Source organism: Rugamonas sp. GW822-FHT03B10 (assembly GCF_058801745.1).
This window is the reverse complement of the sequence record NZ_JBXANP010000020.1, coordinates 19,315-42,851: the sequence shown is the minus strand read 5'-3', so window position 1 is coordinate 42,851 and position 23,537 is coordinate 19,315. Positions and strand designations below refer to the sequence as shown.

The 23,537-nt window shown below is 56.6% G+C and carries 24 protein-coding genes; 6 read left to right on the top strand and 18 right to left on the bottom strand.

The window, feature by feature from the left end:
* Positions 1 to 360: 360 nt before the first annotated feature.
* Together AC1RQG_RS23775 and AC1RQG_RS23770 are read left to right on the top strand one after the other, a co-directional pair.
* Positions 361 to 1,998 (top strand): DNA sulfur modification protein DndB, encoded by a 1,638-nt coding sequence (locus tag AC1RQG_RS23775; RefSeq protein WP_493135181.1) that lies wholly within the window; start codon positions 361 to 363, stop codon positions 1,996 to 1,998.
* Positions 1,999 to 2,081: 83 nt separating this feature from the next.
* Complete coding sequence (locus AC1RQG_RS23770; RefSeq protein ID WP_493135179.1) at positions 2,082 to 2,345, top strand: hypothetical protein; 264 nt, start codon at positions 2,082 to 2,084, stop codon at positions 2,343 to 2,345.
* Between the two features lie 65 nt (positions 2,346 to 2,410).
* Here AC1RQG_RS23770 and AC1RQG_RS23765 read toward each other — a convergent pair whose 3' ends face one another.
* The 16 genes from AC1RQG_RS23765 to AC1RQG_RS23690 form a co-directional block, all read right to left on the bottom strand.
* A complete protein-coding gene (locus tag AC1RQG_RS23765) occupies positions 2,411 to 3,094 on the bottom strand; it encodes an adenylosuccinate synthase (protein WP_493135177.1) in 684 nt (227 codons plus the stop codon).
* A gap of 10 nt (positions 3,095 to 3,104) precedes the next feature.
* Positions 3,105 to 3,611, bottom strand: coding sequence for a DUF192 domain-containing protein (locus AC1RQG_RS23760; RefSeq protein ID WP_493135175.1), 507 nt, complete (start codon positions 3,609 to 3,611; stop codon positions 3,105 to 3,107).
* A 31-nt stretch (positions 3,612 to 3,642) separates the two neighbouring features.
* Entirely contained in the window at positions 3,643 to 4,125 is a 483-nt protein-coding gene (locus AC1RQG_RS23755; RefSeq protein ID WP_493135173.1) for a hypothetical protein, read from the bottom strand.
* The gene (locus AC1RQG_RS23750; RefSeq protein WP_493135171.1) at positions 4,122 to 4,532 is read right to left on the bottom strand and encodes a YozE family protein; all 411 of its coding nucleotides are present in this window, start codon (positions 4,530 to 4,532) and stop codon (positions 4,122 to 4,124) included. The genes AC1RQG_RS23755 and AC1RQG_RS23750 overlap by 4 nt, the downstream gene beginning before the upstream one ends.
* A 16-nt stretch (positions 4,533 to 4,548) precedes the next feature.
* Positions 4,549 to 4,914, bottom strand: coding sequence for a hypothetical protein (locus AC1RQG_RS23745; protein ID WP_493135169.1), 366 nt, complete (start codon positions 4,912 to 4,914; stop codon positions 4,549 to 4,551).
* Positions 4,911 to 7,922 (bottom strand): ATP-binding protein, encoded by a 3,012-nt coding sequence (locus AC1RQG_RS23740; RefSeq protein WP_493135167.1) that lies wholly within the window; start codon positions 7,920 to 7,922, stop codon positions 4,911 to 4,913. Before AC1RQG_RS23740 ends, AC1RQG_RS23745 begins: the two co-directional genes overlap by 4 nt.
* 11 nt (positions 7,923 to 7,933) lie before the next feature.
* A complete protein-coding gene (locus AC1RQG_RS23735; protein ID WP_493135165.1) occupies positions 7,934 to 8,197 on the bottom strand; it encodes a hypothetical protein in 264 nt (87 codons plus the stop codon).
* A complete protein-coding gene (locus AC1RQG_RS23730; protein ID WP_493135163.1) occupies positions 8,190 to 9,425 on the bottom strand; it encodes a hypothetical protein in 1,236 nt (411 codons plus the stop codon). Before AC1RQG_RS23730 ends, AC1RQG_RS23735 begins: the two co-directional genes overlap by 8 nt.
* A gap of 3 nt (positions 9,426 to 9,428) precedes the next feature.
* Complete coding sequence (locus AC1RQG_RS23725) at positions 9,429 to 10,196, bottom strand: hypothetical protein (protein ID WP_493135161.1); 768 nt, start codon at positions 10,194 to 10,196, stop codon at positions 9,429 to 9,431.
* Between the two features lie 9 nt (positions 10,197 to 10,205).
* Positions 10,206 to 10,580, bottom strand: a complete 375-nt coding sequence (locus AC1RQG_RS23720) for a hypothetical protein (RefSeq protein WP_493135160.1) — start codon at positions 10,578 to 10,580, stop codon at positions 10,206 to 10,208.
* Positions 10,581 to 10,614: 34 nt separating this feature from the next.
* Positions 10,615 to 11,157 carry a hypothetical protein gene (locus AC1RQG_RS23715; protein ID WP_493135158.1) on the bottom strand — a complete coding sequence of 181 codons (543 nt, stop codon included), beginning with the start codon at positions 11,155 to 11,157 and terminating at the stop codon, positions 10,615 to 10,617.
* Positions 11,158 to 11,168: 11 nt separating this feature from the next.
* Complete coding sequence (locus AC1RQG_RS23710; RefSeq protein ID WP_493135156.1) at positions 11,169 to 12,218, bottom strand: hypothetical protein; 1,050 nt, start codon at positions 12,216 to 12,218, stop codon at positions 11,169 to 11,171.
* A gap of 9 nt (positions 12,219 to 12,227) precedes the next feature.
* Positions 12,228 to 13,457, bottom strand: coding sequence for a hypothetical protein (locus tag AC1RQG_RS23705; RefSeq protein WP_493135154.1), 1,230 nt, complete (start codon positions 13,455 to 13,457; stop codon positions 12,228 to 12,230).
* Between the two features lie 3 nt (positions 13,458 to 13,460).
* Positions 13,461 to 14,375, bottom strand: coding sequence for a DotH/IcmK family type IV secretion protein (locus AC1RQG_RS23700; RefSeq protein ID WP_493135152.1), 915 nt, complete (start codon positions 14,373 to 14,375; stop codon positions 13,461 to 13,463).
* Positions 14,372 to 15,010, bottom strand: coding sequence for a DotI/IcmL/TraM family protein (locus AC1RQG_RS23695; protein ID WP_493135150.1), 639 nt, complete (start codon positions 15,008 to 15,010; stop codon positions 14,372 to 14,374). Before AC1RQG_RS23695 ends, AC1RQG_RS23700 begins: the two co-directional genes overlap by 4 nt.
* An 89-nt stretch (positions 15,011 to 15,099) precedes the next feature.
* Complete coding sequence (locus AC1RQG_RS23690; protein WP_493135148.1) at positions 15,100 to 15,624, bottom strand: hypothetical protein; 525 nt, start codon at positions 15,622 to 15,624, stop codon at positions 15,100 to 15,102.
* Between the two features lie 1,123 nt (positions 15,625 to 16,747).
* Between AC1RQG_RS23690 and AC1RQG_RS23685 the strand changes: the two genes are divergently transcribed.
* From AC1RQG_RS23685 to AC1RQG_RS23670, 4 genes are all read left to right on the top strand, one after another.
* On the top strand, positions 16,748 to 18,049 hold the full coding sequence (locus tag AC1RQG_RS23685; RefSeq protein WP_493135146.1) for a replication initiation protein: 1,302 nt from the start codon (positions 16,748 to 16,750) through the stop codon (positions 18,047 to 18,049).
* A 414-nt stretch (positions 18,050 to 18,463) separates the two neighbouring features.
* Entirely contained in the window at positions 18,464 to 19,681 is a 1,218-nt protein-coding gene (locus AC1RQG_RS23680; protein ID WP_493135144.1) for a ParA family protein, read from the top strand.
* A complete protein-coding gene (locus AC1RQG_RS23675; protein WP_493135142.1) occupies positions 19,674 to 20,948 on the top strand; it encodes a ParB/RepB/Spo0J family partition protein in 1,275 nt (424 codons plus the stop codon). The genes AC1RQG_RS23680 and AC1RQG_RS23675 overlap by 8 nt, the downstream gene beginning before the upstream one ends.
* Positions 20,949 to 21,543: 595 nt before the next feature.
* Positions 21,544 to 21,696 carry a hypothetical protein gene (locus tag AC1RQG_RS23670; protein WP_493135140.1) on the top strand — a complete coding sequence of 51 codons (153 nt, stop codon included), beginning with the start codon at positions 21,544 to 21,546 and terminating at the stop codon, positions 21,694 to 21,696.
* Between the two features lie 334 nt (positions 21,697 to 22,030).
* Here the strand turns inward: AC1RQG_RS23670 and AC1RQG_RS23665 are convergent, their stop codons facing one another.
* A complete protein-coding gene (locus AC1RQG_RS23665) occupies positions 22,031 to 22,945 on the bottom strand; it encodes a nucleotidyl transferase AbiEii/AbiGii toxin family protein (protein WP_493135138.1) in 915 nt (304 codons plus the stop codon).
* A complete protein-coding gene (gene abiEi / locus AC1RQG_RS23660) occupies positions 22,938 to 23,477 on the bottom strand; it encodes a type IV toxin-antitoxin system AbiEi family antitoxin (protein WP_493135136.1) in 540 nt (179 codons plus the stop codon). The genes AC1RQG_RS23665 and abiEi overlap by 8 nt, the downstream gene beginning before the upstream one ends.
* Positions 23,478 to 23,537 lie beyond the last annotated feature (60 nt).

The window sequence follows — 23,537 nt, the reverse complement described above, 5'->3', positions numbered from 1 at the left end:
AGCTGGCTAGGGCGGCGCAGGCGGTAATTAAACCGTTGCTGACCAGCCGCTACCCGTCGCCTGCATGCCAGCCGTCTGCTCGTTTTCGTAGTGAAAGAGAGGGAACCCGTCCCGGCAAGTTCAGGTACAAAGTCCGGTATAAATATACCCGTAAAAAGCAACTGTTTACTTAGCCTGAGCTAAGTAAACAAAAATGCTCAGTGGCTGCCCAAAGACCTGTCACGCTCTTTTTCGTAGAGATGTCAATAGTTATCTATTGACAGCCGGCCGAGGCGCGGCGATGATGTGAACCGTGGCTACCCGCCACCGCGCCCTTTCCGACCATAGCGGCGCGCCACCCAACACATCGAGGACAGATTTATGGCAGACCGACACTATGTGATCGCCCTGAGCACGGCTTACTTGGCCGACACGTTCAACATTGAGAAAGGCAGCATCATTTCGATGCACACTGAGAGCTTCAACGCGCAGGAGCGCTGCGACAAGGCCAACAGCAAGAATGGTGTGACCAGCGCGCGAAAGCCCAGATTCGGCGTTGTGGCCATCGACAAGGCGCTGGCCAAGGGCAGCGTGCACGTCGAGCTGGCCGACCAGTGGCTGGCCAAGCGCTACGACGACAACGCCTTGTACATCATGAAATGCGTGATCGACCCGATCTGGCATGGCAACAAGGCAACCGATGATCAAACTGTCGGTTGGCTCCTGGAAGAGATCGGCCTGGGCCTGGACGAACTGCGCACTCGCTATCAGGATCGTGCCGAAGCGGAGCTGGACCGGGCCGGGGCCAAACGGATTGCGCAGGCTGAAAGCACTGCTCGCATCCGAGCTGTATCCGCGACCTTGCAGGCTGAGCGCAGCCAGTTCAGCTATACCTTCCCTGCCGTCGCCGGCACGCAGGCCGGGCGCGCCTTCTACGCAGCGCAGGTGCCCTACGGTGCGCTAGTGCGGCTGTTCCGTTTCGACGAAGAAGACGTGGTGCCGGCCGAACTGCGCGCCCAGCGCGTGATGAGCGAGCGGCGCGCCGAAGCGATCGGAGAGTACGTGGTGCAAAATCCGGCCGACTACGTGCTGCCCGCCCTGACCGCCAGCGTGTCGGCGGACATGGCGTTCGAACCGGTCGATATTCCCGGTGCCGCCGGCAGCCTTGGTCTCTTGCATATCCCAATGGAATCAACTCTGCTCATCAACGATGGTCAGCATCGACGCCGCGGTATTGAGCTGGCTATCAAGGAAAAGCCGCACCTGGCAAACGAAACTGTGACGGTGACACTTTTCTTCGACCAGGGACTGAAGCGCTCGCAGCAGATGTTCGCGGACATCAACGGCCGCCAGGTCAAACCGTCTTCGGCCATCAATGCGCTGTACGATCGGCGAAACCCGTTCAATGCGTGGGCGCTGTCGGTGATCGACATGCTGCCAGGCGTATCCCAGCGCATCGACATGGAGAATTCCAGCGTGGCTGCCAAATCGTACAAGCTGTGGAGCCTGATCGCGTTCAAGAAATTCCTGTCGATCCTGACCGGTGTCACCGAAAAGAATATCGGCGAGCTAGACAAGACAAAACTCGATGCACTCGACGGCTTCCTGCGTCACTTCTTTGAAGCGTGCGAGCAGCACGTGCCATACTGGCGCGAAATGATGGCAGGCGAGATCTCGGCGTTCGACATGCGCGAGCGGTTCGTCATCAGCCACGCGGTGTGGCTCGAAGCGCTGGCGGTGTTCGCCCGCTGCGCCCTGTTCCACGGCCACCTGGTCGACCACGGCCGCACAGAGACAGGGATTATCAAGCCGGAGCTGGCAGTGTGGGAACGGCTCGAGCCTCTGGCCAAGGTCGATGCGCGCAAGGTGTCGCTGATGTGGGCAAAGCGCTGCGTCGTATTAGGCAAGATGCAGAAAACGAGCGATGGCGTCAACGGCACGGCGGCCAAACTGCTATTCCTGGCCAACGTGCCGTTACCGTCGCACATGCAGGAGTTGGAAAAGCGGCTGGCCGCGTGAAGGGATGAGGAGGTGTGGCGCGGCGGTTCCGACGCCGCCGCGCCACGCTATCGAGGACTCGACAGGAGAAGGAAGTATACCAGATGGAAAAAATGGATTATCCGCTCACGGCCGACATGCTGGCGGCCATCCTGGACGTAGGCAGGATCGACACGGACAAGATGCGAAGCGCGCTGCACGATGTGCTTGTTCTGAAGATGCCTGTTAGCGTTGTGGCCGCAGACCATGGGCTGCACCGCCAGCATATCTATGTCCACCTCAAGCATATTCGGGAGAAAATTAAACCTGCTTTTGACAGGTACGCCACCCTCGTGCGCGAGGCCACGAGTGAAGGACCCCCAGGCTGACCGCTCGTCCGCTGTCACGGGACGCAGTGCCGAAAATGCAGTCTAAAACTGCAATTTGCGTCGAATCAGACTGCGATTTTTGTAGGCGAGGCTTTTGGTCTGGCCGTCAGAAGTGTCTTGCCCCTCGCTTTCTCAAACTCCTGCCTAAGATCCCAGTACTGTTTCAGGGAAGCCTTCAACTCAGCCTGCTGCTGGTCGATTATTTTCTGAGACTGCGCGACTTGGTTGCGTGCAGTCTTTAGGCTTTTCTGCAGCGTTTCCACGTCACCCACCCGGGCGAGAAGCCGCACGAGCAACGCAGTCTCTCTTTCAGCATTGTGGACGTGTCGCCATCTGGAGTAGTCCTTTCGCCAGCCTAGATCTGCCTGAGGCCTTTCTAAGACATGTCCACAGCGGACCTTAGGCGCACCTCGCGTTGACACTTCAATTAACCCCCAGCCTAGCGGAAGCTCGTCCAATTGAATCAGGCCGGCTGGTGCGAGATAGTACCGAAACACCCCCATGCCCGTAACTGCTCCAGTCCTGTGCGGCTTTCGCGCGTCATTGAGAAAATCAGCGCGGCTGGCTTTCGCCTCTACGACCACGGAGTGCTGTTCTTCGCCAACGCTTCGGAAGCCGATCGCATCGGTGATCTCACCGCTGTATGAACCCGTACACTCGCTTGCTGCTACATTGCAGCCAGGCCCATCTTCGCCCGCTGGACGACGAAGCCATTTGACCGCAATGCTGCACAGTTCTACATGGTTCACGTTATTCCAATCAATCAATTTGACCAGGCATAGCATCGATCCGCGCCCCGGCCGACAACTTGTGCTCATCGAACCATCGAGCCGGCATCTCAAGTGCATACCGAGCGGTAGCACCACGCTTCGAGCAGTGGACATCCTCTGTATGCGGCTGCATCTCCTCGATGTTCGTTACGGTACCCCGAACATCGATGAAGGCGACCGAAAGGGCCAGCTGAGTGTTCTTCATCCACATGCACTGCCGGTCAGGCTTGTCGAAGACGAACAGCATGCCGGCATCAGGCCGCAGGTTCGACCGATACATGAGCCCGCGATCGCGAGCGGCATCCGTTGAAGCGATTTCCACCTCAATGCGGTGGGCGGCCACCGTGACTTCGCCACGGCTGAACTCAACCTTCGCCGGGACCAGGTTGCGATAGAGTGTCACCAGGCTCGGCCGCAACACAAGGCCGACCCCGCTCAGAGCGACCAAGACAGCCAGCCCTACTCCCAACGCAACATTGAATTCTGCCTTGCGCATTACCGCTCCAATAATTTACGCCTGCCGTAATTTACATGCGTGGTCGCGGCGCTTCGTCGAGATCAAATTCCACAAGCAACGCGTCCGCTGGGGATGCCGAGCTCGAGTGGATCGAGCACCCAGGAAGCGATCCAGGGTCCAACATCATCACCAGGCAGTTTCCAACATCCACTTCGCCCAGGTCATCGATGAACTGATCCTCAGGTTGAGCATCCTCATGTGCAAGGGCAGCTGCGCGCAGCGCTTCCGGAGAAAACACTGTCAGCCACATCCCGAACTCGAAGTCGTCCTCACGAGCGCCTTCCGTCGCTGTGCCAGCACTGCTCTGAATAGAGCATCCATCCAGCGATCCCGGATCCAGCAACATCACCAGGCAGCTCCCGACGTCGACGTCGCCTTCCGGCGTCAGAAAGTTCTGATCCGGTTGGGCGTCCTCGTGATGCAGCGCAGCCAGGCGCAACGCGGTCGCATCGTGAACGCGCAGGGAAATGAGGAAATCGTAGTCTGACCTCATAACCGGCCACCGGTGAGAGCAGCCGCGCACTCCTTGCTGAACTCTGCCCAGGCATCCTTGAACGCGCGTAGAGCATCCCCATGCGCGAAACGCGCCTGGAGGTAAATTCGCCACGCGAGAAAGGATTTCCTACCCGCTGGTGAATCCTTGTCCGACCTGGCGTCACGCGCCAGGTCGCCCACTGGATCATCACGATCCAGCTGCTTGAGTAGCCATGCCTTGAATGATCGAGGTGGAATGACATCCAGTTCCGATTCGTCGATCGTCACGCGCGCGCTTCCGATATACAGCCCTTCTCCCGAGTGGAGGTCATGTGTTCCGACCACCGCATCTCGGACCAGGTTCGCCAATTCGTCCTGGTCGATGTCTTCAAGCCCTTCGTCGGGCAGGTCCACTATCAATCGCATCCCTTAGTCCTCTCTCTCATTTGCCGGCGCTGAGCGCCTTCATCTTTTCGATATGAGCGCGGCTCGCGCGCTCCATGTCCGCCGTCGAACGCTGATAGACGACCTTCATCCGCGCGATAAACGCATCGTCGCTCTCGTTTGGGAATCGATCAAACTGCGCCATGACCTTGGGATCTGCCGCCACCAAAGGAACCGACGATGCCGCCGGCGGCGTGATGGGCTGGTACTGGGGCTGCGGTGCCGCCGGCGCTTGCACTGCAGGGCGCACGGCAATTGCCTGCTTCTGTTGAGGTTGAGCCTGCGGCACGTTGAAAATGCTCTGCGCGATCGCAGATAGGGGCAACAACGCCGCTACGGCCGCCAGGGAAAGTCGTCGATTCATGCTGCCAGCTCCATCTTCGAATGTTGTTCCAAAATGTCCTTGATGAGCTCGGAGACCACGCCTTCTTCGTGGTTCCCCCCGATCAGTCCAGTTTCTTCCAGCTTGCGCTTGCGGCGCTCCAGTTCATCCGTAATCGTGCCGCCCGGGTACAATTTGGCCAGCAGCTTACGCGCCTTCACAGGGCCGATTTTGCCATACAGATTGTCCCGTACATAGCTGTCCTCGTTCGTCGTCGAAAACGCCCACAGCTTAATGCCGCCAAGCGTATTGTTCAGCAGGTGTACCGCGTCTCCTCGTTTGGTCGAGAACATACCGACAAAGGTCGCCCCCTGTGGACCAGGCGGCTTGATGAGATGCTTGACAGCGTACTTGGCCGTATCCGACATATTGAACATTCTCTGCATAATGTCGGCGTTCATCTCGTTCTGCTTCGACACCACAATCTTGCAGGTCGCGAACTCGAGCATGACGTCATCGAAGTCAGTAACCGACTGCGAAATGAGCGTCATACCGACGCCGACCTTGCCACCTTCACGCATGTCTGCTTTGATCTGATCACGGACCGGTATCGCCTTCTTCGTCCGGTGAAGTTCGTCGAACTGCAGGAGCTTTTTGTCCTGCCGGATCTCGTGAATTCGCTTTTCATGATAGGCGCGGTACAGCGCAGGGAAACTGACCACGTGGTCTTCATTCAGATAGAAGTTTCGCGCCGCCACATAGCGGGCCAACATACAGCACACTGCCGTCTGGTGGTCCGCTGCATCCGATCCGGTTTTCGCCACCTCGTCAAGGTCGATCGATACGACCCTGGCATCACCAATATCGAACTTCGTTGGCCTGCCGAGGATTGGGTACCCGCGGACGGCTTCCGACAGCATTCGCGTGAACGCCTGCAACAGCGGTTCGCCATCTGGCGTCGATTTCTGGCCGTAGAGATCTTGGAACTGTGGCTCACGGCTGATCGATGCTATGTCCGGTACGGTAGGCACGGCATAGCGCTGTGCGAGCGTTGCTTCGTGTACCGCTCCGGCGTCGAACAGGGCGTCGACGATTTCCCACCAGGTGGTCTTTTCGTCGACATGCAGGCCGTAGGTGTGGATAGCCGCATCCACTTTTTCCGCTCCTGCAGTGTTATACGTGTACGGCTTGGCGTTCTTGGAGTCGCTGTAGTACTTGTACGCAGAATCTATCGAAAGCCTCACCAGCCCGACCATTCCGTCCGCAGGACCCTCTTTGCCGATCGGAGTGACAAGCATCGATACGAAGTTAATGAGGAACGCTTCCTCATGTGGCAATGGATAGCGGCATCCCAACTGCGTATCACATGGATTGACCGAGTATTCCGGAAGCATACGCAGCCGAACGCTCAGCACCAGGTGCCGCTGGGATTCCGGCAGCGCATGATGCAGAAGCGAAATTAGGCCCGAACTCGCCTTGCCGAAGTCCACGATGGCAATAAGCGGAAGGCGGCTAATACCAGGCGACACACACAGCGCGAGATTGTCCTGATTCGCTTTAACCGACTTACCGGAACGAGGTTCGGCGACGGTCACGACCATGCTGCCGATCTGCACCGGCGAGTTGGGTTGATAAGGCCAAATCTTCCCATCCGGAGTACGGTAGATGACCGCACCTCCATCGCTCCATGGCGAGGCCGGACGGTACAGGGGGAGCATGGAAGTAACATCGGACAAAATGGCGCACGAGGCTGTAGCGACGCTCTTGAGGGATACCCCGAGGCAGCTTGACATGAAGCCCTGCGCCGCATCGCCGGATACCTCTTTAACGTCACAACCGCCCCACCCCTGCACCGCACGCGCGAGGCGCGAGGCCCGTCTCTCCAGCAGTTTCTCTTCCCCCTTTGGTGCCCAGGTAGCAAAGTCAACGCGGAACCTGACATCATAGGAACCACGATTCCGCACCGCAGCTTTCACCTCCTCAACTGCACTTTTGATCAGCGCATTCTCTCCGGCGCTCCAGCCAAACAGCGCCGTCACGGCGCTCTTATAGGACATGATGCCCAGGCCTCCCGACTCGATGAGGAACGACATGCGCCAAGGCATACGTGACTCGACGACTCGGAGGAACAGCTGCTGGAAGGGATTGATCTCCTCGGGATGCAGATCGATGTACATCGGCGCGTAGATCCTGTCGCCGACCAGGACGGTTTTGAGGCTCATCGGCTCGACCGCGCGTGGGACAATCTGCCGGTCAACCCGGGGCCAGATGGATCCCGACATGTCCTTCGGGTCACGACGGGTCTTCCGGTGAGGGATCTTGTCGCCCACCAGGCAAGCCTTCCATGACTCGTCCGTAAAGTCAGGATCGACCGACATGCGCTGCTCACGAACTGCGACGTGGACCTCAAGCACCTCGGCAGCGATGCGGGTGTTCTTCAAATCGCCCATAATGGCGGACACGAAGGAACTGTGCCGGGTGCGCAGCCCAGCCATCGCAGCGAACAGGTTTGGGGCATCCTTCATGCGTGGCATCGGGTTGGCGGTCAGCAGCTCGATCTTCGCCTTCAAATCACGCTTCTGTTCTGCGGCCGTGACGGCAGCAGGGCGCGTGTATAGCACCGCAAATGTCTTTTCGTTGGCGCAGTACTTGGCCAAGTGCACGATGTCTTCCTCGAACAAGTCGTCAAGGTCAAGGTTCAGGCGCTTGGCCGTGGCCATGGACGACGCCAGCGCTTCACGAATGTCCCGTTCAGCCGAATCTGGATCCCCGCTGTACACGAACTGGACAGCATGACCACCCGAGCTCAGGTAGGCCTTTAGGCTGCCGGCAATGGTGGTATCGACCTCGGCAAACTCATCGGCACCGATCATCCGATACGAACCATGTATCTTGATAATGGTGAGCAAAGTTCCGTCACGCATGGTGATCGTTTGTTCGTCGTCGACTGACTCGATATCGCAATAGTCTGCGCCGGCTTGCTTGACGCCTGAGGCGATCCACGCAAGAAAACTCTCGACGTTGTCAATTACCCGCTCTGCGAAGTTCATTCTATTCCTCTCTATTCATTATCCTGAGCTGCACGAAAATGGTCCCCGATGGACCGGCCGTGCTCCACAAAGATCGCGCGCGCCGGCCCGCGTAAGCGTTCCGGTAAGTGTTCATTGATGAAGCGTTTGACGACCTCCAGATCCTGCATCGCCGCCTGCAGGGCCTCTTCTTGCACTGGCATCAGAAAGAGGCGATCGAGCGCCATAATTACTTCGATGTGGCGCGAATCGCGTAAGGCGACTTCGATCATCAGCAGGTCGTCGGCATTAACCATGGGCGTGCAGTTCATCCTGGGTTTCGATATCGGCCACGAGGCCTGGCGGCGCGATCAGGCCGATAGACGTGGCGATCTCATAGGCGTCGCGATAGTTGTGCTTTGGGACGACTACGGTGACCGCGCCGGCACCGTATCGGCGGATGGCCACGCCAGCGCGATGCAGCTGCAGCGCGTAGGTGAACATTAGAAAGCGGTCAATCGCCGTCATCCAGGCTGCCCGCGGAGAAATCGCACGGCACTCTGTACTTTTGGGTTCAAGGCGGAAGCAGTTCTCGCGCGCCAGCCCGATCCAGTGGTTCGATGCGATAACTTCCGCACTTGGCGTCATCGCCTGCATCGCTGTAAACTTCGGCAGCGCCGACTCCGGTGGTAACGTCTCGTAGCCTCCGAAAAGAAACAGGCCGCTGATTTCCACCTTCGCATAACGGGATAGCAGCAGCAACTCCGGCTGCGATACCCAGGCCCGATTGCTGCCCGCCTTTGCTCCATTCGCGAAGGCGATCACGTTCACATAATCTGGGCTGATGTTCGAGATGGTGACCCGAGCCAGCGCCGGACGTGGATGATTGACTATCCATTCCAAACGCTTTTCCGCAGGTGGCAGTTTTTCCAAGGGAACAAAGTCGACCTGGTCCGTCGGCACGACCGCATTGAGCATTTCGGCAGCATATGCTACCGCCGGTACCGCGAATCGAACGATTGCTGTCTCATCCCTATTTGCGTAAGGAGTGAGGCAATATGTGTAGTATTGATGCGCGGCCGAGAGCGCGCTGTCGACTTCTGGCCCGATATGGGGATCCTTGTCTGGCAAGATCTTGCACCGCAGCTCGTCAGCCAAGTTGTCGTGACTCGGTACAGATCTTGCGAAGTCTATTCCGTAGGTTTTGCCGGCAAACTGCATTAGGCGTGCGAACACGCCCGACAGTGACTCGGTGATGGCCTTTTCCGTGTGGGAGCGTCGCAGCAGGCCCCAGCCGTTGCATATCTCGATCTGGCCGTCTTGCAGCCAAGAGTTCAAGTAAGTCGTTCGCTTGATGTACGGCGTTTTATTCAGGTTCGCTCCGTGGATCGCCTTGAAGGACAAGTTCGTCCACCACAAGGTGTCGTTGTCCAGGTTACCCACGGAAGAAATGCGAAAGGCCTGCTCGCCATTGACGGCTGCCCATCCGCCTAAGTTAGGATCGTCGGAGTCGAACCTGACACAACCAAAGTGCTTAACGCCCATGGATCACGCACCGATTCCGGCAACACCTGGCCAGGCAGCCAGATCAAGGCGACTAAACGCCGCCCCTTGCGCATTCCATTGCCCAGCCTTCGCCACGAAGTGGTCCGGATCGGGTACGTAACGACAGCCAGCTAGGAGTGCATCACGTGCCGCGTATTGATCATCTGTGAGATGAGAGCTTAGTAGGACAAGACTCAGGTTTGTCGGGTCCGACATACCGGACCGGATGACTTCCTGCTTGTTATTTTGCTCGACCAGGTCACGGCGTTCCAGCAGACGACGATAGATCGTATGTGGGTGCGCCAGCTGCGCGAGTGGCTTGCTGGGCTCCTTCTGGCCTTCTTGCGGAAGGGAAGATTGGACCGTACCATCCAGATTGCCAGCAGCCTGCATCGCCATCGAGTAGAACACTGCCTGGAGCAAGTTGTTCAACTCTGGCTGTGAAAGCTCTGGCAAGAAAATGATCGCACCCTGCTTGCTCGGCCATTTCCGTGCCACCAGATCCAAGTGGAACGGTGCGTGGCAAAGCTCGCATACGGGCACCAGGTTTTCCAGCGCTTCGTTCGTATGGTCAGCGTCCAGATGGTGAACTTCGAAGCAGTCCGATGTCCCGAAGGCGAAGTCGCAGTAGTAGCAACGGCGACCGAAGCGCCCTTGGCTGATCACGAGATCTCGCACCCGCTCAGCGTTCTTGTCACGGCTGGACATATGATTCACCAGCGGCGTCCGCCGGACGTCGCGACAAACAGAGAGCGAGATCTGCGCAATCATGGTTTCACCTTAGTTGGCTTGGATCTGGACCTTGGTGCGATTGCCTTGGCCGTCGCCCCAGATGGTGTCGCCGGTGGTTTGAATCAGGCTAGCGATGTAGAACAGCAGGCCACCACCGACCAGGTAGATGCCGAACGTCGACAGCTTCGCGCCCTGTCCTTCGGTCTTGTTGTACTTGATCAGGGTGAAGATGCTCAAGCCGATCAGTATCAGGCCGGCCAACGCAAAAAACGCCTGCACGGCCAGACCCATGTAGTTGAAGGTACCCGCCACATTTTGCGCGACTTTGCCGGCATTCTGGGCCATCGCAATTTGGGTAACACCGAGCATCAAGCCTGCGGTTACCTTGATAAACATCTTCAGTTTCGTGCTAGTTTTGGACATTTGTAACTCCGTTATGACAAGAAAAAAACTACTATTAAAGAACATCTCCGAAGCCGAAGGTGCTTGATGCTACATTCGTGGTTTGCACGATGTTGATGAGAGCCACGCCGGCGAATAGCCGGATGACAGCGCCCTTGAATACTTCGTCAGAACCGTTTTGGCCACTCCCGATCTTCCGCACGCTCATCCAGGCCCTGGCGAACGTGAAATAGCCGTAGAGACGGATGCACGCGATCAAAGCCGTCAGCATCAACTTTGTCTCCTGTGGCATCTTGGACGAGGAGCCGTTATAGCTCAGCAAATTGGAAACCGAGGTCGATGGCCCATAGATCGTCTCCAAAAACGTATCTATGCTGGAGCCAAAATTCCACAGAGCGGCCCCGGATACCAGATACATCGCTGGCGTAACCCACGTCACACCGCCCGGGTGTCCGCCAGGCTTCCCAAGCTCGACGAACTTGAACAGCGCCATGCCGGTGAGGCACATCCCGAGAAGAGCAACCCCCAGATTTAGGAGAAGCTCGAACCCTGGGAACGACTGCATGAAGGTCCCGAGCATAGTCGAAGCGTCGATCATCTAGCGCCTCACTATTGGACGCTCACGCCGTTGGCGAAACGAACCTCGCCACGTTCCGTGTCGATGCTTTTCACCACACCCAGTCCAGGCACCTCCTCGCCAACAGCAACAGTCAGGGTTTCACCGGATTTAGTCTGGAACCATGCGCGCCCGTCCAGGACCGCCTTCAGGGTTGCCCTTTGGCCGCCCTCTTGGCGCGCCGCGACCTTTTCTTCCTTTACTTCCGCTTTCGCCGAAGCCACTGTCGTTTCGGTGTTTGCTGTAGCCTTCTTGGACATGCCGACCTTCTCGATCGAAGACTTTGCACTCAGCCGCGAAGCCTTCGGGCCTGCCGCTGCAGGCCCTGCGCTAGATACGTGATTCGCCTGCGTGGCACCTGGCTTAGCAGCAGCATTCGCGGCAGCAGCAACGGACATTTTGTTGACCATTTCCTGAATCGAAGCCAGGCTACGCTCCAGGTTGTCTATCCGCGCGTTCACCTGCGCCAGACCATCAGCTGGTACGCGCTGACCTTGTTGGGCACCGATTTGTGCCGCCAGCGGCGCGCTCGACATGGTCGGTGCCTGCGATTGCACTGCCTGTGCCGTAGTTGTACCCACCTGCCCCTGCTGCTGCATCGTCGCCGTCGCGCTCGGCGCTGGAGCGCTCACCGTGGCAGCCGGCAGCGCCGCAACCTCGGGCGCGGCCGCAGGCTGGGCTGCAATGAGTTGCTGACTCGGTGCGCCTGCGGGCACTGGACCAGCTGCCGGATCCAGTAACTGCGAAGCAGAGGGCGCTGGCGCGGCCTGCTGCGGCTGCGCCGCGGCGAGCGGCTGGAACGCTTCAGCTTCCTGTTGCGCACGTGGCATATGAGGGCTGATGAAGACCTTCCAGACGAAGAACAAGACCACCAGCACAGCGACAGCGATTCCGCCATACATCACTAGGTTGGAACTGCCCTTCTTCGGAGTATCGTCATCCGGGATCTCATCTCCGAATGCACTCGGCGAAAGCTCTTCTTCGCCTCCCTTGGGGTCGCCGCTCAGGACGTCGTCCTGGTTCAAGCTATGCACATTTTTCATGGTTTTACCTTATTTCAACGTCATGTCACTCAAAAGGATGATGGCGAAGCCCGCCTGCGCTTTTTGCGGATCGGCCGACACGGTCGCGGGCTTGTTGATCAAGCTGCCCACGTTGGTGCCCACGGTCTTCCCGACGTTACCGAGACCGATTTGCAAAAGTTGTTTTGTCGAGAACGAGTCCGTTTGCACGACTACACCTGTAGGAGTGGTCACGACCTGCTGCGGCTGCCCGCCTTTCAACAAGGCGTCGCCATACCCGGAGAGGAACGACGAGCCCAGCACCGCAAAGGTGCGAAGCAAATAGTGGTTGTCGACGTCCAGAAATTGCGGGTCAATGGCGACCGCGTCGATAGTCTGGCTGGTGGCGTATCCATCGACATTCGCTATCGTGAACTTCAGCAGTGGGCCGTCAGCGTTCTGGGGCATCTCAACACGCCCCATGATGCGAGTGCCTTTCAGCGCCTTGTTTTGGATGACCGCTGTGACGGTCGGGCTACCGGCATTGTTGGCCACTGTTTCCGGTAACACGTAGAAGGTGTCACCTGCCTTGCCGACCGTGCGTGTGGCCGCACTGTTCGTCGCTGCTGTCGTCGAGGCGGTAGTGCCTGCGCCGTTCGCAGCCACAGGCGCGTCCTTTGCCATCTCGCGAACGCCAACAGTCGCGTGGTCCTTCGCTCCCCAAGAAGCGATCAGGAGGTTAACCTGATTTTTCATGGCGGAAGTCTTGGTGGTCAAAGCTTCTTTGTAGGCATTCGCCTGTTCCTGACGCTGCTGCTGCGCCGCTTGTTCGCGTGCCGCGACCTCAGCCGGCGTGGCAGCTGGCGCGGTGGCCGAGTTGTTGCCTGGTGTCGACGCTGTAGCCCCGGCTTGCGCAGCTGAAATAGGGTCGTGCCCAGCAGCCGCCGCTGGCCGAATAACCGGTACAGCGCTCTCCCCTGTCTTTGCGGCCTCGGCTGCCTTAGTGGCATTTTCTTTTGCCAACAGCTGATCGTAAGCTGGGTTCACATGGTTGTTATCCGGCCCCTGTCCTGGTTGCTGGCTGTTCAGTGATGGCACCGCCGCGACCTCGCTGGGCAGACCGCTACCCGCTGGGCTACCGGCCTTTCGCAGCGAGATATATCCAACAATCACCGCGACAGCGATGATTGCCAGTCCCCCAAAGAAGCGAATGCGCGTGCTTCCATCGCTCAACTGTGCTTTGATGTTGCCAAAGCGGCTTGCCTTGCTATCGTCTGCCATGTCTCAAAATCCGCTCAAGTTAATATTGATCGTGCTGCCGCCGACCATAGCAACCAATACCGAGACTGGTGGAATCTCGTAGACGGCGGAGCCGTCTGCACTCTTCTGAATGCCCGTATAAGCCGGCGAGAGCAGCGTGTAGTTGGTGCGAATGTAGAAGCGGTTCCGATATTCCCAAGCGCTGACCTCAGGGTTCGATGTCGCAAGCGTTTTTGCGCCGTCAGGCGCGACGCCTTCCAGCATGCCTTGCATCACCGGGTTGACACTTTCCGGAAGTGCAGATCCGCTGGCAGATTTCCCAGTCCCGCCCACGCCTTTCACTCGCACGTCGACGCGGTAATCCACCTCACGCTGGCCGCTAACGAGAGTGAGCGAAATCGGAGTCATGACGCCGTCCACCGACACCGAAACATTACCGGTTGCATACGTTGCCTTGGGCGATATCTTGATCACGTTCGAGCCCGCTGGCGTCTTTGCTTTTTGCGACCAAGTGACATTGAACTGCGATGCCGCACTCTGGTCGACATCGTCCACAACCAATGGATTACCGACCTGGTCAACGAACATGATGTTGCTAACGTAGTTCGAAAACAGACGCACGACTGGGGGAGTAGCACCTGGAAGCAGAGACACCGTGACCGCGCTCGAGACTGGCTTGGGAACGAATCGTGCAGGAGCTGCCGCAGCGCGCTCCGCGTCGTCCACAAGCTTTCGCAGCGCCTTAATCTGCTCTGGAGACAAGGGGGCTGCCTCTTCGGTAACCTGCTTAAATGCCTCTTGATTGACATTGGGCAGCTTCGGCAGATTCGGGATCGGCGTACCTGGTGGCGGGATAGCCCCGGCCTGCTGCTGCGCGCCAGCATGCACACTGCATAGCAGGACGGCCAGCACGCTTATCTGACGCGACCAGTGCTTCATTTCTCCTCCCCGATATACTGAACGATGCCGACGCCTTCTTTGTAAGACGCAGTTGGCACACGCGAGATCAGGAGAGTCACCAGAAGGCGTTGCGATGCCGTTCCGCGGCCGCCTTGACCGCCCTGATAGCTAACTAGGATCGGGAACTGCACTTCCCAGGAATACACGCCCTTGCGCAAGCCCTGATTCGTGATAATTGGCGCGCCTTGCTCAACGCTTGAAGCGACCAAGCGCGAATTCTTCACTGTTTCGAGGTTACCGGACCTCTCGACTGCGGTCATGAATTGTTGCCAACCTTCGGGCGTGAAACATGCCGAGTGTTCCTGGAACTGCCCCTTGTAGTTCACGAAGTCATAGGTGTTCGCATCGATCACACACTTCTTGGCCCAGTTGAGCAGCGTTGATTGATCCACGAATGGTTCACCCAGTGGGATGATCTTGGTAAGCCGACCGTTTTGGTCGACCGCAAAGTATTCTCTCTCCACCTTTTGGTTCTTGACCGCGACAAACGCCAAAATGAGCACGGCGATGACCCCTATTGCTCCAAACAGCGTCCACAAGAGGATGCCGAAGTACTTCTTGTAGAACTGCAGTCTTGCGAGACTGAGCACATATTCATCATTGGCCGATGCCATAATCTTAACCTGACTTTCGTTATACGATACCTTGCGCACAATACGCAAAAATACCATATGTGTCAACAACCTGTGATGCCTGTGGTAATTTATCCTGGTACTTTGAAGTTCACGACGTGGGTGTCGAATTGCTCCTCGTTCTCGCTTGTTTGCAGGACATCGATCATCTCCTGCATTACGCCGCGAAGGTCGGATAGCGAAGTGGCCGACTCAACCACAAAACCAAGCCCACCCAGGAAGTCGGTGAGGAACTGCAGATCGCTGGCGATGATGAATCCGGACTTCAATCCACCAGTTGGATTGACGACGTTACCGGAGAAGCAGAAGACGTTATTCTCAGGAACAATCGCCTCGCCCCCGTCCAAGGTATCGATGAACTCGGACGCCTCGACATCAGGATGCTTACTGGCGATCTTCTCCAGGATGTCCACCATCTGGCGGACTTCGACCAGCGAGGAAATGGCCTTGATGACGAAGCCGCACGAAAGCATCATCAACACTGCTTCTTCTGGCGTGTTGGCAATCAGCAGGCCGGTCTTCAACTCCGACGGAGATTGACCTTCGATATGACCGCAGAACGAGAACACTTCGTGTTCGGCGGCTGCCCCGCTCATCCTGGCCGCCTTCCTGGAGAATTCAGCACCTGCGCTGGCGGAGATGGCAAATCGCGAAAGTCAAGCTTCGGGAGATTTGAGCGGGTCGACAGAGGGACAGCAAAGGCCCCTCCAGCAACCCCACTGGGATATTTGGGCACGGTGTAGAGCGGCAAGGTTGAATTCACGATTCCTCCATTGGTTGGAAAATATAGTGAATTATCGCAATACACCAAACTTTAAGCAAACGAAAGTCAATTTTTTATGGACAGTGATGTCGCCTCAACCTCAAACGCAGCTGTTCCTAGTAGGAACGAATACGGCACCGGAGTGGATCATCAAGGTGACTACCGTACAGATCGCAGGCCAGCCGTCGTTTGCGCGTAAAGGCGGGGCTCTACCTCAATGCTTCATCCAGCTAAACACGGCGCTACCCCGCCCTGCCGGCAGTGACATTCGGTGCAACTACTGACTAACTCAGGTCAAGGGACGCTAAGTCGAGGTTGCCCGACTCATGTAGATAGTTATGACAACGTGGCCAGAAATGATGACGTGCGGCAGGCTAGTTCAAATGAGGGGTTGGGGATCAGCTTGATGTTCCTACTAGGGACAGCTTATTTGAACGAACACGGACTGGTGGTTCAACTGAACTTAGCCACTTCGCACTTCGCCAAAGTGTTCCTAGTAGGGACAGCCTGTATTCGAGAGCCACCTCCCCATAGACATTCACCTTACGCAGTAACGCCCCATAAACCTACACCTGAACCCCATATCCTTTCACCTTTAGCGGGTGGGTGAAAGGATATGGGACCCTGAAGTGAATCTTTATGGGGCAATTGTTAACCCCACAACTATTCACTTGAGACCCATAAACATGCACCTCTGCCCCATAAGCCTTCACCTGAGTCCGTGTAAACGCTTATAACTCAAGGACTTAGCGCACTGTAAACGTTGTTTGCTGTTTGTATGTTTATCTTTTAAAAAACAAACAATACAAAGCCATACCGTCGCGCGCAAATATCACACTGTTGCTCTTTTGGATAAGCTTGTGCACCAAGTGCAGAAGTGTTGTATCCTTCCAGAATGTTGCTGAAGTTTGACTTTCGTTATACTATCCTGCAACCTGCCCGTCTTAGGATCCCGTATGAACTCAGTCTCTACCGTTGTCGCCGCTCCTGTCGTGAAAAAGCACGTTGGTGCTATCCACATCAAGAACGACCTTTCTTTCTTGCAAAGAAAAGCATACAACGTTTTGCTGGCCAATGCCTACCCTGACTTGGGGGATCTAAAAGTTCTCACGCATGAAATTCCCGTTAAAGAGTTGGCAGAGCTGGCGGGTTTCAACAGTAAGAACGTGGGTTACCTCAAGGGAGCGCTTGAGGAAATGGTCACTAAAAAGCTCAACTGGAATATCGTGGATGAGTCTGGCAAGTCAGAGTGGGGCGTGAGTACGGCCCTGGCAAGCGCGGTCATCAAGGATGGTATTTGCAGTTACTCATATAGCGCGCACCTTCGTGCGAAGCTCAACAACCCAGAATATTACGCGCCGCTCAACATCCTTATTCAGAACAGCTTCTCGAGCGGGCATGCCCTGGCTTTATACGAGAACTGCGTCCGATTTGTGGGCGTGCGCCAGACGCCAGTGTTTTCCTTGGAGTTATTCCGTGATCTGATCGGCGTGGGCGACAACGCTTCCTATGACGAATTCAAGGTCCTGAACAAAGCTGTGATCCAGCCGGCCATGAAGGAGGTCAACACCCACTCCGACATCGTCTTGGATCTAGAGATGCGAAAGGAAAATAGGCGAGTTGTCGGAGTCAAGTTTTCGATCCAGAGCAACCCACAAGGCGCGCTGGCCATGGACACTCCGTTCACTTTCAATGAAGTACTTCAGCAGCGTCTGATGGAGTTCTTCTGCCTCACAGAAAAGCAGGCGAAGGAAACGCTGGTCGCACATTCCGAGGAGCGGATCCAGTCTGTGATGAAATATGTGGAAGAGCGCTACGAGCAGGGGCGGGTCAAACAAGGCAAGATCGCTCCGTATTTCCTGAAGGTGGTGAAAGACGGCGACATTGCGGTGAATGAGAGCGGTTTCGATCGCGTCAAGCGTGAAACGGCTGCGTCCAAGAAGGCGGCCGTCCAGGTAACCGCGACCCAAGCCCAAATGCGTGACCAGGCGAAGAGTGACTTCATTGCGGAGCGCAATGCGGCCGTTCGTGAATACTATGTTGCTCTGCCAGATGACGCCCGCGCCCAGATGGACGCTCGCTTCGCTCAAGCGCTCGAGCAGAATCAATTGCTGTTCGCTGTGTGGAAAAAAAGCGGGATCAAGAGTAAGGCTGTTGAGACCGCGTTCGTGGATTTCGTTGCGAAAGAATTTTTGCCTGGCTTCGATGAGGCGCTGTGCAAGCGCTACGAAGAACTGGGTATCGCTGTTGCGGGCTGATCCGATAGAGCGGCTCGAATAGTAGCTATACTGCCCTGCCTGTCTCCTCCTCTACCATCTGTATCTGATACCCGCATCACCGTTCCTACTAGGAAAACTTCGTTTATCCGCTTGACCTCCTGAGCTCATTATTCGTTTCCGCCGTTGCACGCGTGCGTGCCTGGCGGTAGTTGTGACGCTTGTCGTTTTTTTTGGTGATCGAGCGATAACGGAGCCCTAATTACCCTACGGCTTATCGACTCCCGTTGCCTATAGTCCGTCCTGGGGCGTTGCGAAGCGTTCCTACTAGGGACATCGACATCGGGGCATCGTTTCCATTCAACATAAAAAGATTTTCAGAAGAAAATAAAAATAATCTTCCAAAGTTTGAATCTTTGCCGTACACTGACGGAAATTACTTCATGAAAGGTGCGTATGAACAATCTCCGTGACTTTGCACTTCGCAGTGGTCAGGCCCATCGCCTCGTCCGCGACCAACTGTCAACCGATCAGTTGAAAGCGTTCAAATCCGCTCTCATTGGCGGTGACGACGACGGAAAGGGCAGTTACCATCTCAAATACTCGCTGCAGGACATGCGACAGCTGCGTCTGGCGTTGGCGAAGCGAGCGGGTGCAGTTCGTGCAGCAGGAGTGCTTCCGCCGTTGCTGGTGGGCCGTATTGCGCGGGGTGGTACCGGTAAAACGACGACCTGCGCGAACATCGGCGCGATTGAAGCACAGATGGGTTATCGCGTCCTTCAGATTGATGGCGATCCGCAAGCGAGCCTTACGTGTCTGCATGGCATCGATCCGAACACGGCCGATGACATCATCACCATTGGACACATGATGGACAGGACCGAGAATGGCAAGAAACCGAATGACGAGTTCGTGCGTTCAGGTATTCGCCATGTCTATGAAAATGGAATGTTGGATATCATCTGCTCCGATATCACGTTGGCTGATTTTGATGCACGCATGTCCGGTGGCACCGGCCCGGAGCGTCGCTTCATGAATTTCCTCAACGCGCACAAGAAGGTGTTTTGCGAGTACGACTTGATTATTGTTGACTGTGCCCCAGGGTCTACTTTGCTCTCCTACAATTTCATGTTTGCTGCCAAACGCGTGTTCGCACCGGTGATGCTTGAAGGCCAATCGCTGAAGGCAATCGAGCTGCTGCTCAGTAACATCAGCGAGCTGAATGAGCTCGACAACGGTGGTCGTGTTATCGAGCTCGTCGCGAACGGTTTCCACCCATCGTATAAACACTGCCGGGATTCGTTGTTCACGCTACAGTCGGCTCACGGTGTTGATCCCGAGAGCGGAGAGCCAATGTTCCCTGACTGTGTTTTGAACGACAACGTTATCCCGCACTACGCTGGCTTCGGCCGCCAGGTTGATATTCATAATCCGGGAGAGTGCCGGCCACTGGTCGAAAAAGAGCCGAACTGTGATGCAACTTTGGCGCTGATCGATCTGACGCTTTCTCTGAACGAGAAATATGGTGTTGCGGTAGCGGAAGAGGGCATGGCGACAGCGGTCATCCCTGAATTGCCAGCGGAGGTAGCCGAGCCGACCTCGAAAGTGTCTGCCCGTGCGGCGACAAAATCAGTGAAGTCGACACCGAAACGTGCGGGAGCTCGTCATGGCTGAAGCAAAAACTGGACACAAGCGCTCTGGGCTGCTCGGTGGAGGGAGTGCTCCCAAGCCACCTGTTGTGCCGCCGGCGAACAGCGCGTACCTCGATCGAATGAGGTCGTTGGCAAAGCCCGGTGCTTCTTTACCTGGTGCGCAGAGCCCGTCTGCAGCAGTTGACGGCGTAGTAATGGGCGAGGCCAAGCCTCCTGTCGTGGCCTCCGAGGGCTCTGATCAGCACGAGGCTGAGGCACCAGCGTTCTTGATGCCGTCTGCGAGCCATGCTCCAGTGAGCGAGGAAAAGGTCGGCCAGTTGGTGATGCTCCGAGTTCGGTCCATCAAACCGAGCCCGTATCAACCACGCGTGAAATTGGATCCGGCTCACGTCGCCGAAATTGCTGAGAGTGTCCGTGCCGACACCTTGAACGATCCAATCACGGTGCGAGCATATAAGCGCATCGTAGGTGACGATCTGGTGTGGGAATTCGAGCTGATCGCGGGGGAAAACCGGCTTGAAGCCTTCAAGCTGCTTGATGAAGAGTTCATTCCAGCCATCATCAAGAACTACGACGACCGGACTGCCGCCAGGATGGCTGTGTTCTCGAACAAGAAGCGTGGCGCGTACAAGCCTTACGAGGAATACCGCGGCTACAAGATGTTGTTGGATGCTGGCTTCGTGAAATCGCAGAACCAGATGGCGATCGATGCTGAGATGTCGAAGACCGAAATGTCGCGCATGATGAGTTATGCGAAGTTGCCAGAGGGTGCACACGAAATGCTGACTCGGAATCCAGCCCTCATCGGTAGCAATGCGTCCGCTGCCCTGGTTGCCTACGCTGACCGTCCTGATTACGAGCAGCTGGTTGTAGCTGCGCTTGAGAAGGTCGAGGTAGGCGATCTGGACCAGATGAAGGCTGCAACCTGGATCGAGAAACAGATCGTAACTACTGCGCTCGCGTCGTATACCGAGCGGGGCGACTACAAGGACCTTCTGACGACGGTGTTGAAGAAGGTCGATAGCGGTGAAGTCGATCACGCGAGCGCGGCGGCATGGGTGGACCAACAAATCAAGGCGCATCCCGAGCAGTCGCAGCGACAGGTCACTGACAAGCGTGCCGCTACCTGGCATGGCGGTCGCACTTTCGCGACGATCAAGCCCGGCAAGCATGGCTTCCAAATCGATCTGGACAAGCAGGTACAGCTGCAGCCTCAAGACCAAGAGCGCTTTGAGGTAGCTCTGCTTGAGTTCGTGACCACGTTTGCGAAGGAATTGCCTGAGCAGTGAGTATGGGTATGTTCCTACTAGGAACATACCCATAAACTTTCACCTTTGATGGTGGTGGGCGTGGCCGCCCCATAGATGTTCACCTTTCCCGTTTTTTGACTATGCGACGTGGGTCAGTGTGACGCAACTATTACCCCATATTCATTCACCTTTGGTGTCTGGGTTGGGTCACTGTGACTGAGACTCCGTGCGAACCCCCATAAACCTTCACCTTTCGCACGATAGTTCATGAGTCACGGTGACGCAAAGCGCCCCATAAACCTTCACCTTTTGCCTTTTCTGCTTTGAGTCACTGTGACGCAGTACCGAATTGACTAATAATTAAGCAATTATGGCGTGGTAATATTGCATTTGATAATTTTTCTCATGGCGGGCGTCGAATTGCCTTGTTCGACGGACGGCTCCCCATAAATCTTCACCTTTGACGCCACGTGATCGCGTCGTCCCCATATTTCTTCACCTTTGGCGACAGCTGCCCCATAAACCTTCACCTTTCGCGGCGGGGCAGGGCCACTGAATTTATTTTGCGCCCACGGTCGCCGCTGGCCTTGTCGTGACATCACTGTTTGGATTCCAAATCACCAGCGGAGTCCGCATGAAAAACCTTTTTTCCCCTGAATGGCTGCGCGCAGCAGCTGACCTGATTCTCGTTCTCGACCAGCATCGAGTCGGAGCGGCGTTGCTGATCGCGCTGTCCGTGATTGTTGTTATCGGAGTCCAGGCAGTTGGCCGGCGTCGCGATCGATGATTTTGATCAAAAAAGAAGGGGGGCTGGAGGCGGAAAATGGAAGCTTGGAGCTCTTAACTGAGCGCCGCGGAGTAGAGGGGAGTCCATGCTGCTGTGCTTCTTCATCGACGTCTCGTGCCAAGGGCACCAATGCGAAAGCGCACTTCCGTACTGCACTTCAGGGCGACGCTCGACGTTGTTTGTCGGGCGAAGCTGGAGCGCTTGCTATTCGGCAGCGAGGGCGGCTGGTTGGCTGATCCTGGAGCATATTCCGTCTCGTTGCACCTGCCTGCCTCTGTCCACTGTGTTTGGGCGCTCCGTGCCGCGCGCGGATCCGGCAGTAGGAGTTTGCGAGCTACATCCGGAAGCCGGGCCCGGCCTCGTCTCTCGCTTCGTTGAGGTGGTCGGCCATCGACTGCAGGATCTCGCCGACGGTATTCTTGAGGTAGTCGTCGAACTTGGGCTGATGCAGAGTTCTTCTGAGCGTTTCGCTGTCGATGAAGCGGCTCATCTGTTCGATGAAAGCCTTGCCGCTGATGAGCCCTGGCAGCCTGTCGATCGCGTCCTCCAGCAGCTGCCCGTAGTCCTCGATGTGATAGTCCTCTACCTTGCGTTGGACCAGCTCTGGGAGTAGCTTTGCTCCCTGCTGTTGTAGCCAGGCGATGTCCCAGATGTCGCGGTAGCGGATATTCTTCACTGATGCCGCAAAGGCAACGACTTTGTCAGCGAGGATCTCGTCAAGCGATTCCGAATTGACCAATACGCTCCCGTACCCTGACAGGAAATCGTAATTCTGGCGCAGCGGTAGCAGCTCACTCGTGTAGGCCGGGATGTTGGCGATCTCCAGCTTGATCCGCTGGCGAGGCAGATCGCGCTGCTCCGGAGATGTCTCGACGCTGACCTGCCATTTGTCGACACGGACGTTTTCGTAGTCGGGCGAGGTGGCCATCTCCTTTGGTTCTTTGACGTCGACGCTGAGGCCGTAGCGCTCGCCAATGTGCTTCTCGATGCAGGCTTTGATGGCCTCCATCTTCTGGGACGTGAAGTCCTTTCCGCCGGCGAAATCCAGGTCTTCACTGAAGCGATTTGAGCCGCGGCACAGGCGCAGCGAGGTGCCGCCCTGGAAGACCAGATCCTTGAGCAGCCCGGCCGCGTCCAGGGCATAGAAGATGTCGTAGTGGAGCAGCTCCTTTTCGACTACGGGCCGCATTGTTGTGCGGCCGGGCTGCTCCATTGCAGCGTCAACAAGCTCCTTGAAGTTTTCAGACATCGTCCAGTTCCTTTGTATCGATCATGTTGGTGTTTCGGCCGGCGCGCATGAGATCAGCGACCGCGGCGCGTTTGGTGGCCAGACGAAGCGGACGCCCTTTCATGCTCACGGTTCGAGCGATGAGCTCCGCCGCCGGGCGTTTGGTGTGCGTGAACTCGATTGTTCCATAGGGGGTGTCGTAGAGGCCATTTGCGCCAGTGGTCATCATCGTGATCCGGCTCATGGGAACCTGAGAAATGACGCCGTACTCGGACAGCATCGACTCCCTGGTCACATACGAAAAATGGCCGCGCCGCAGCACCGCGGCGATATCCTCGACCACCTGTCCTTTCTTGGAGCGCGCCATCGGGTTGACGTATACGCCCTTGGCGACACGCTGCAGGATCCCATCCGATACCAGTCGCTGGAGCGACTTCTCGAACGCTTTATCCTTCTCGTCCGGGAAGGCCTTGGCCAGGTCTGCTTTGGTCAAGACGTATACGCCCACGCGATCCAGGGCGGCCAGTTTATTCAGGGCGGCAGACTTATTCATGTTGCAATCCGTGTTGTAGGAATATCGGTTAAGTCAAATGATACCCTAACTATGTATAGG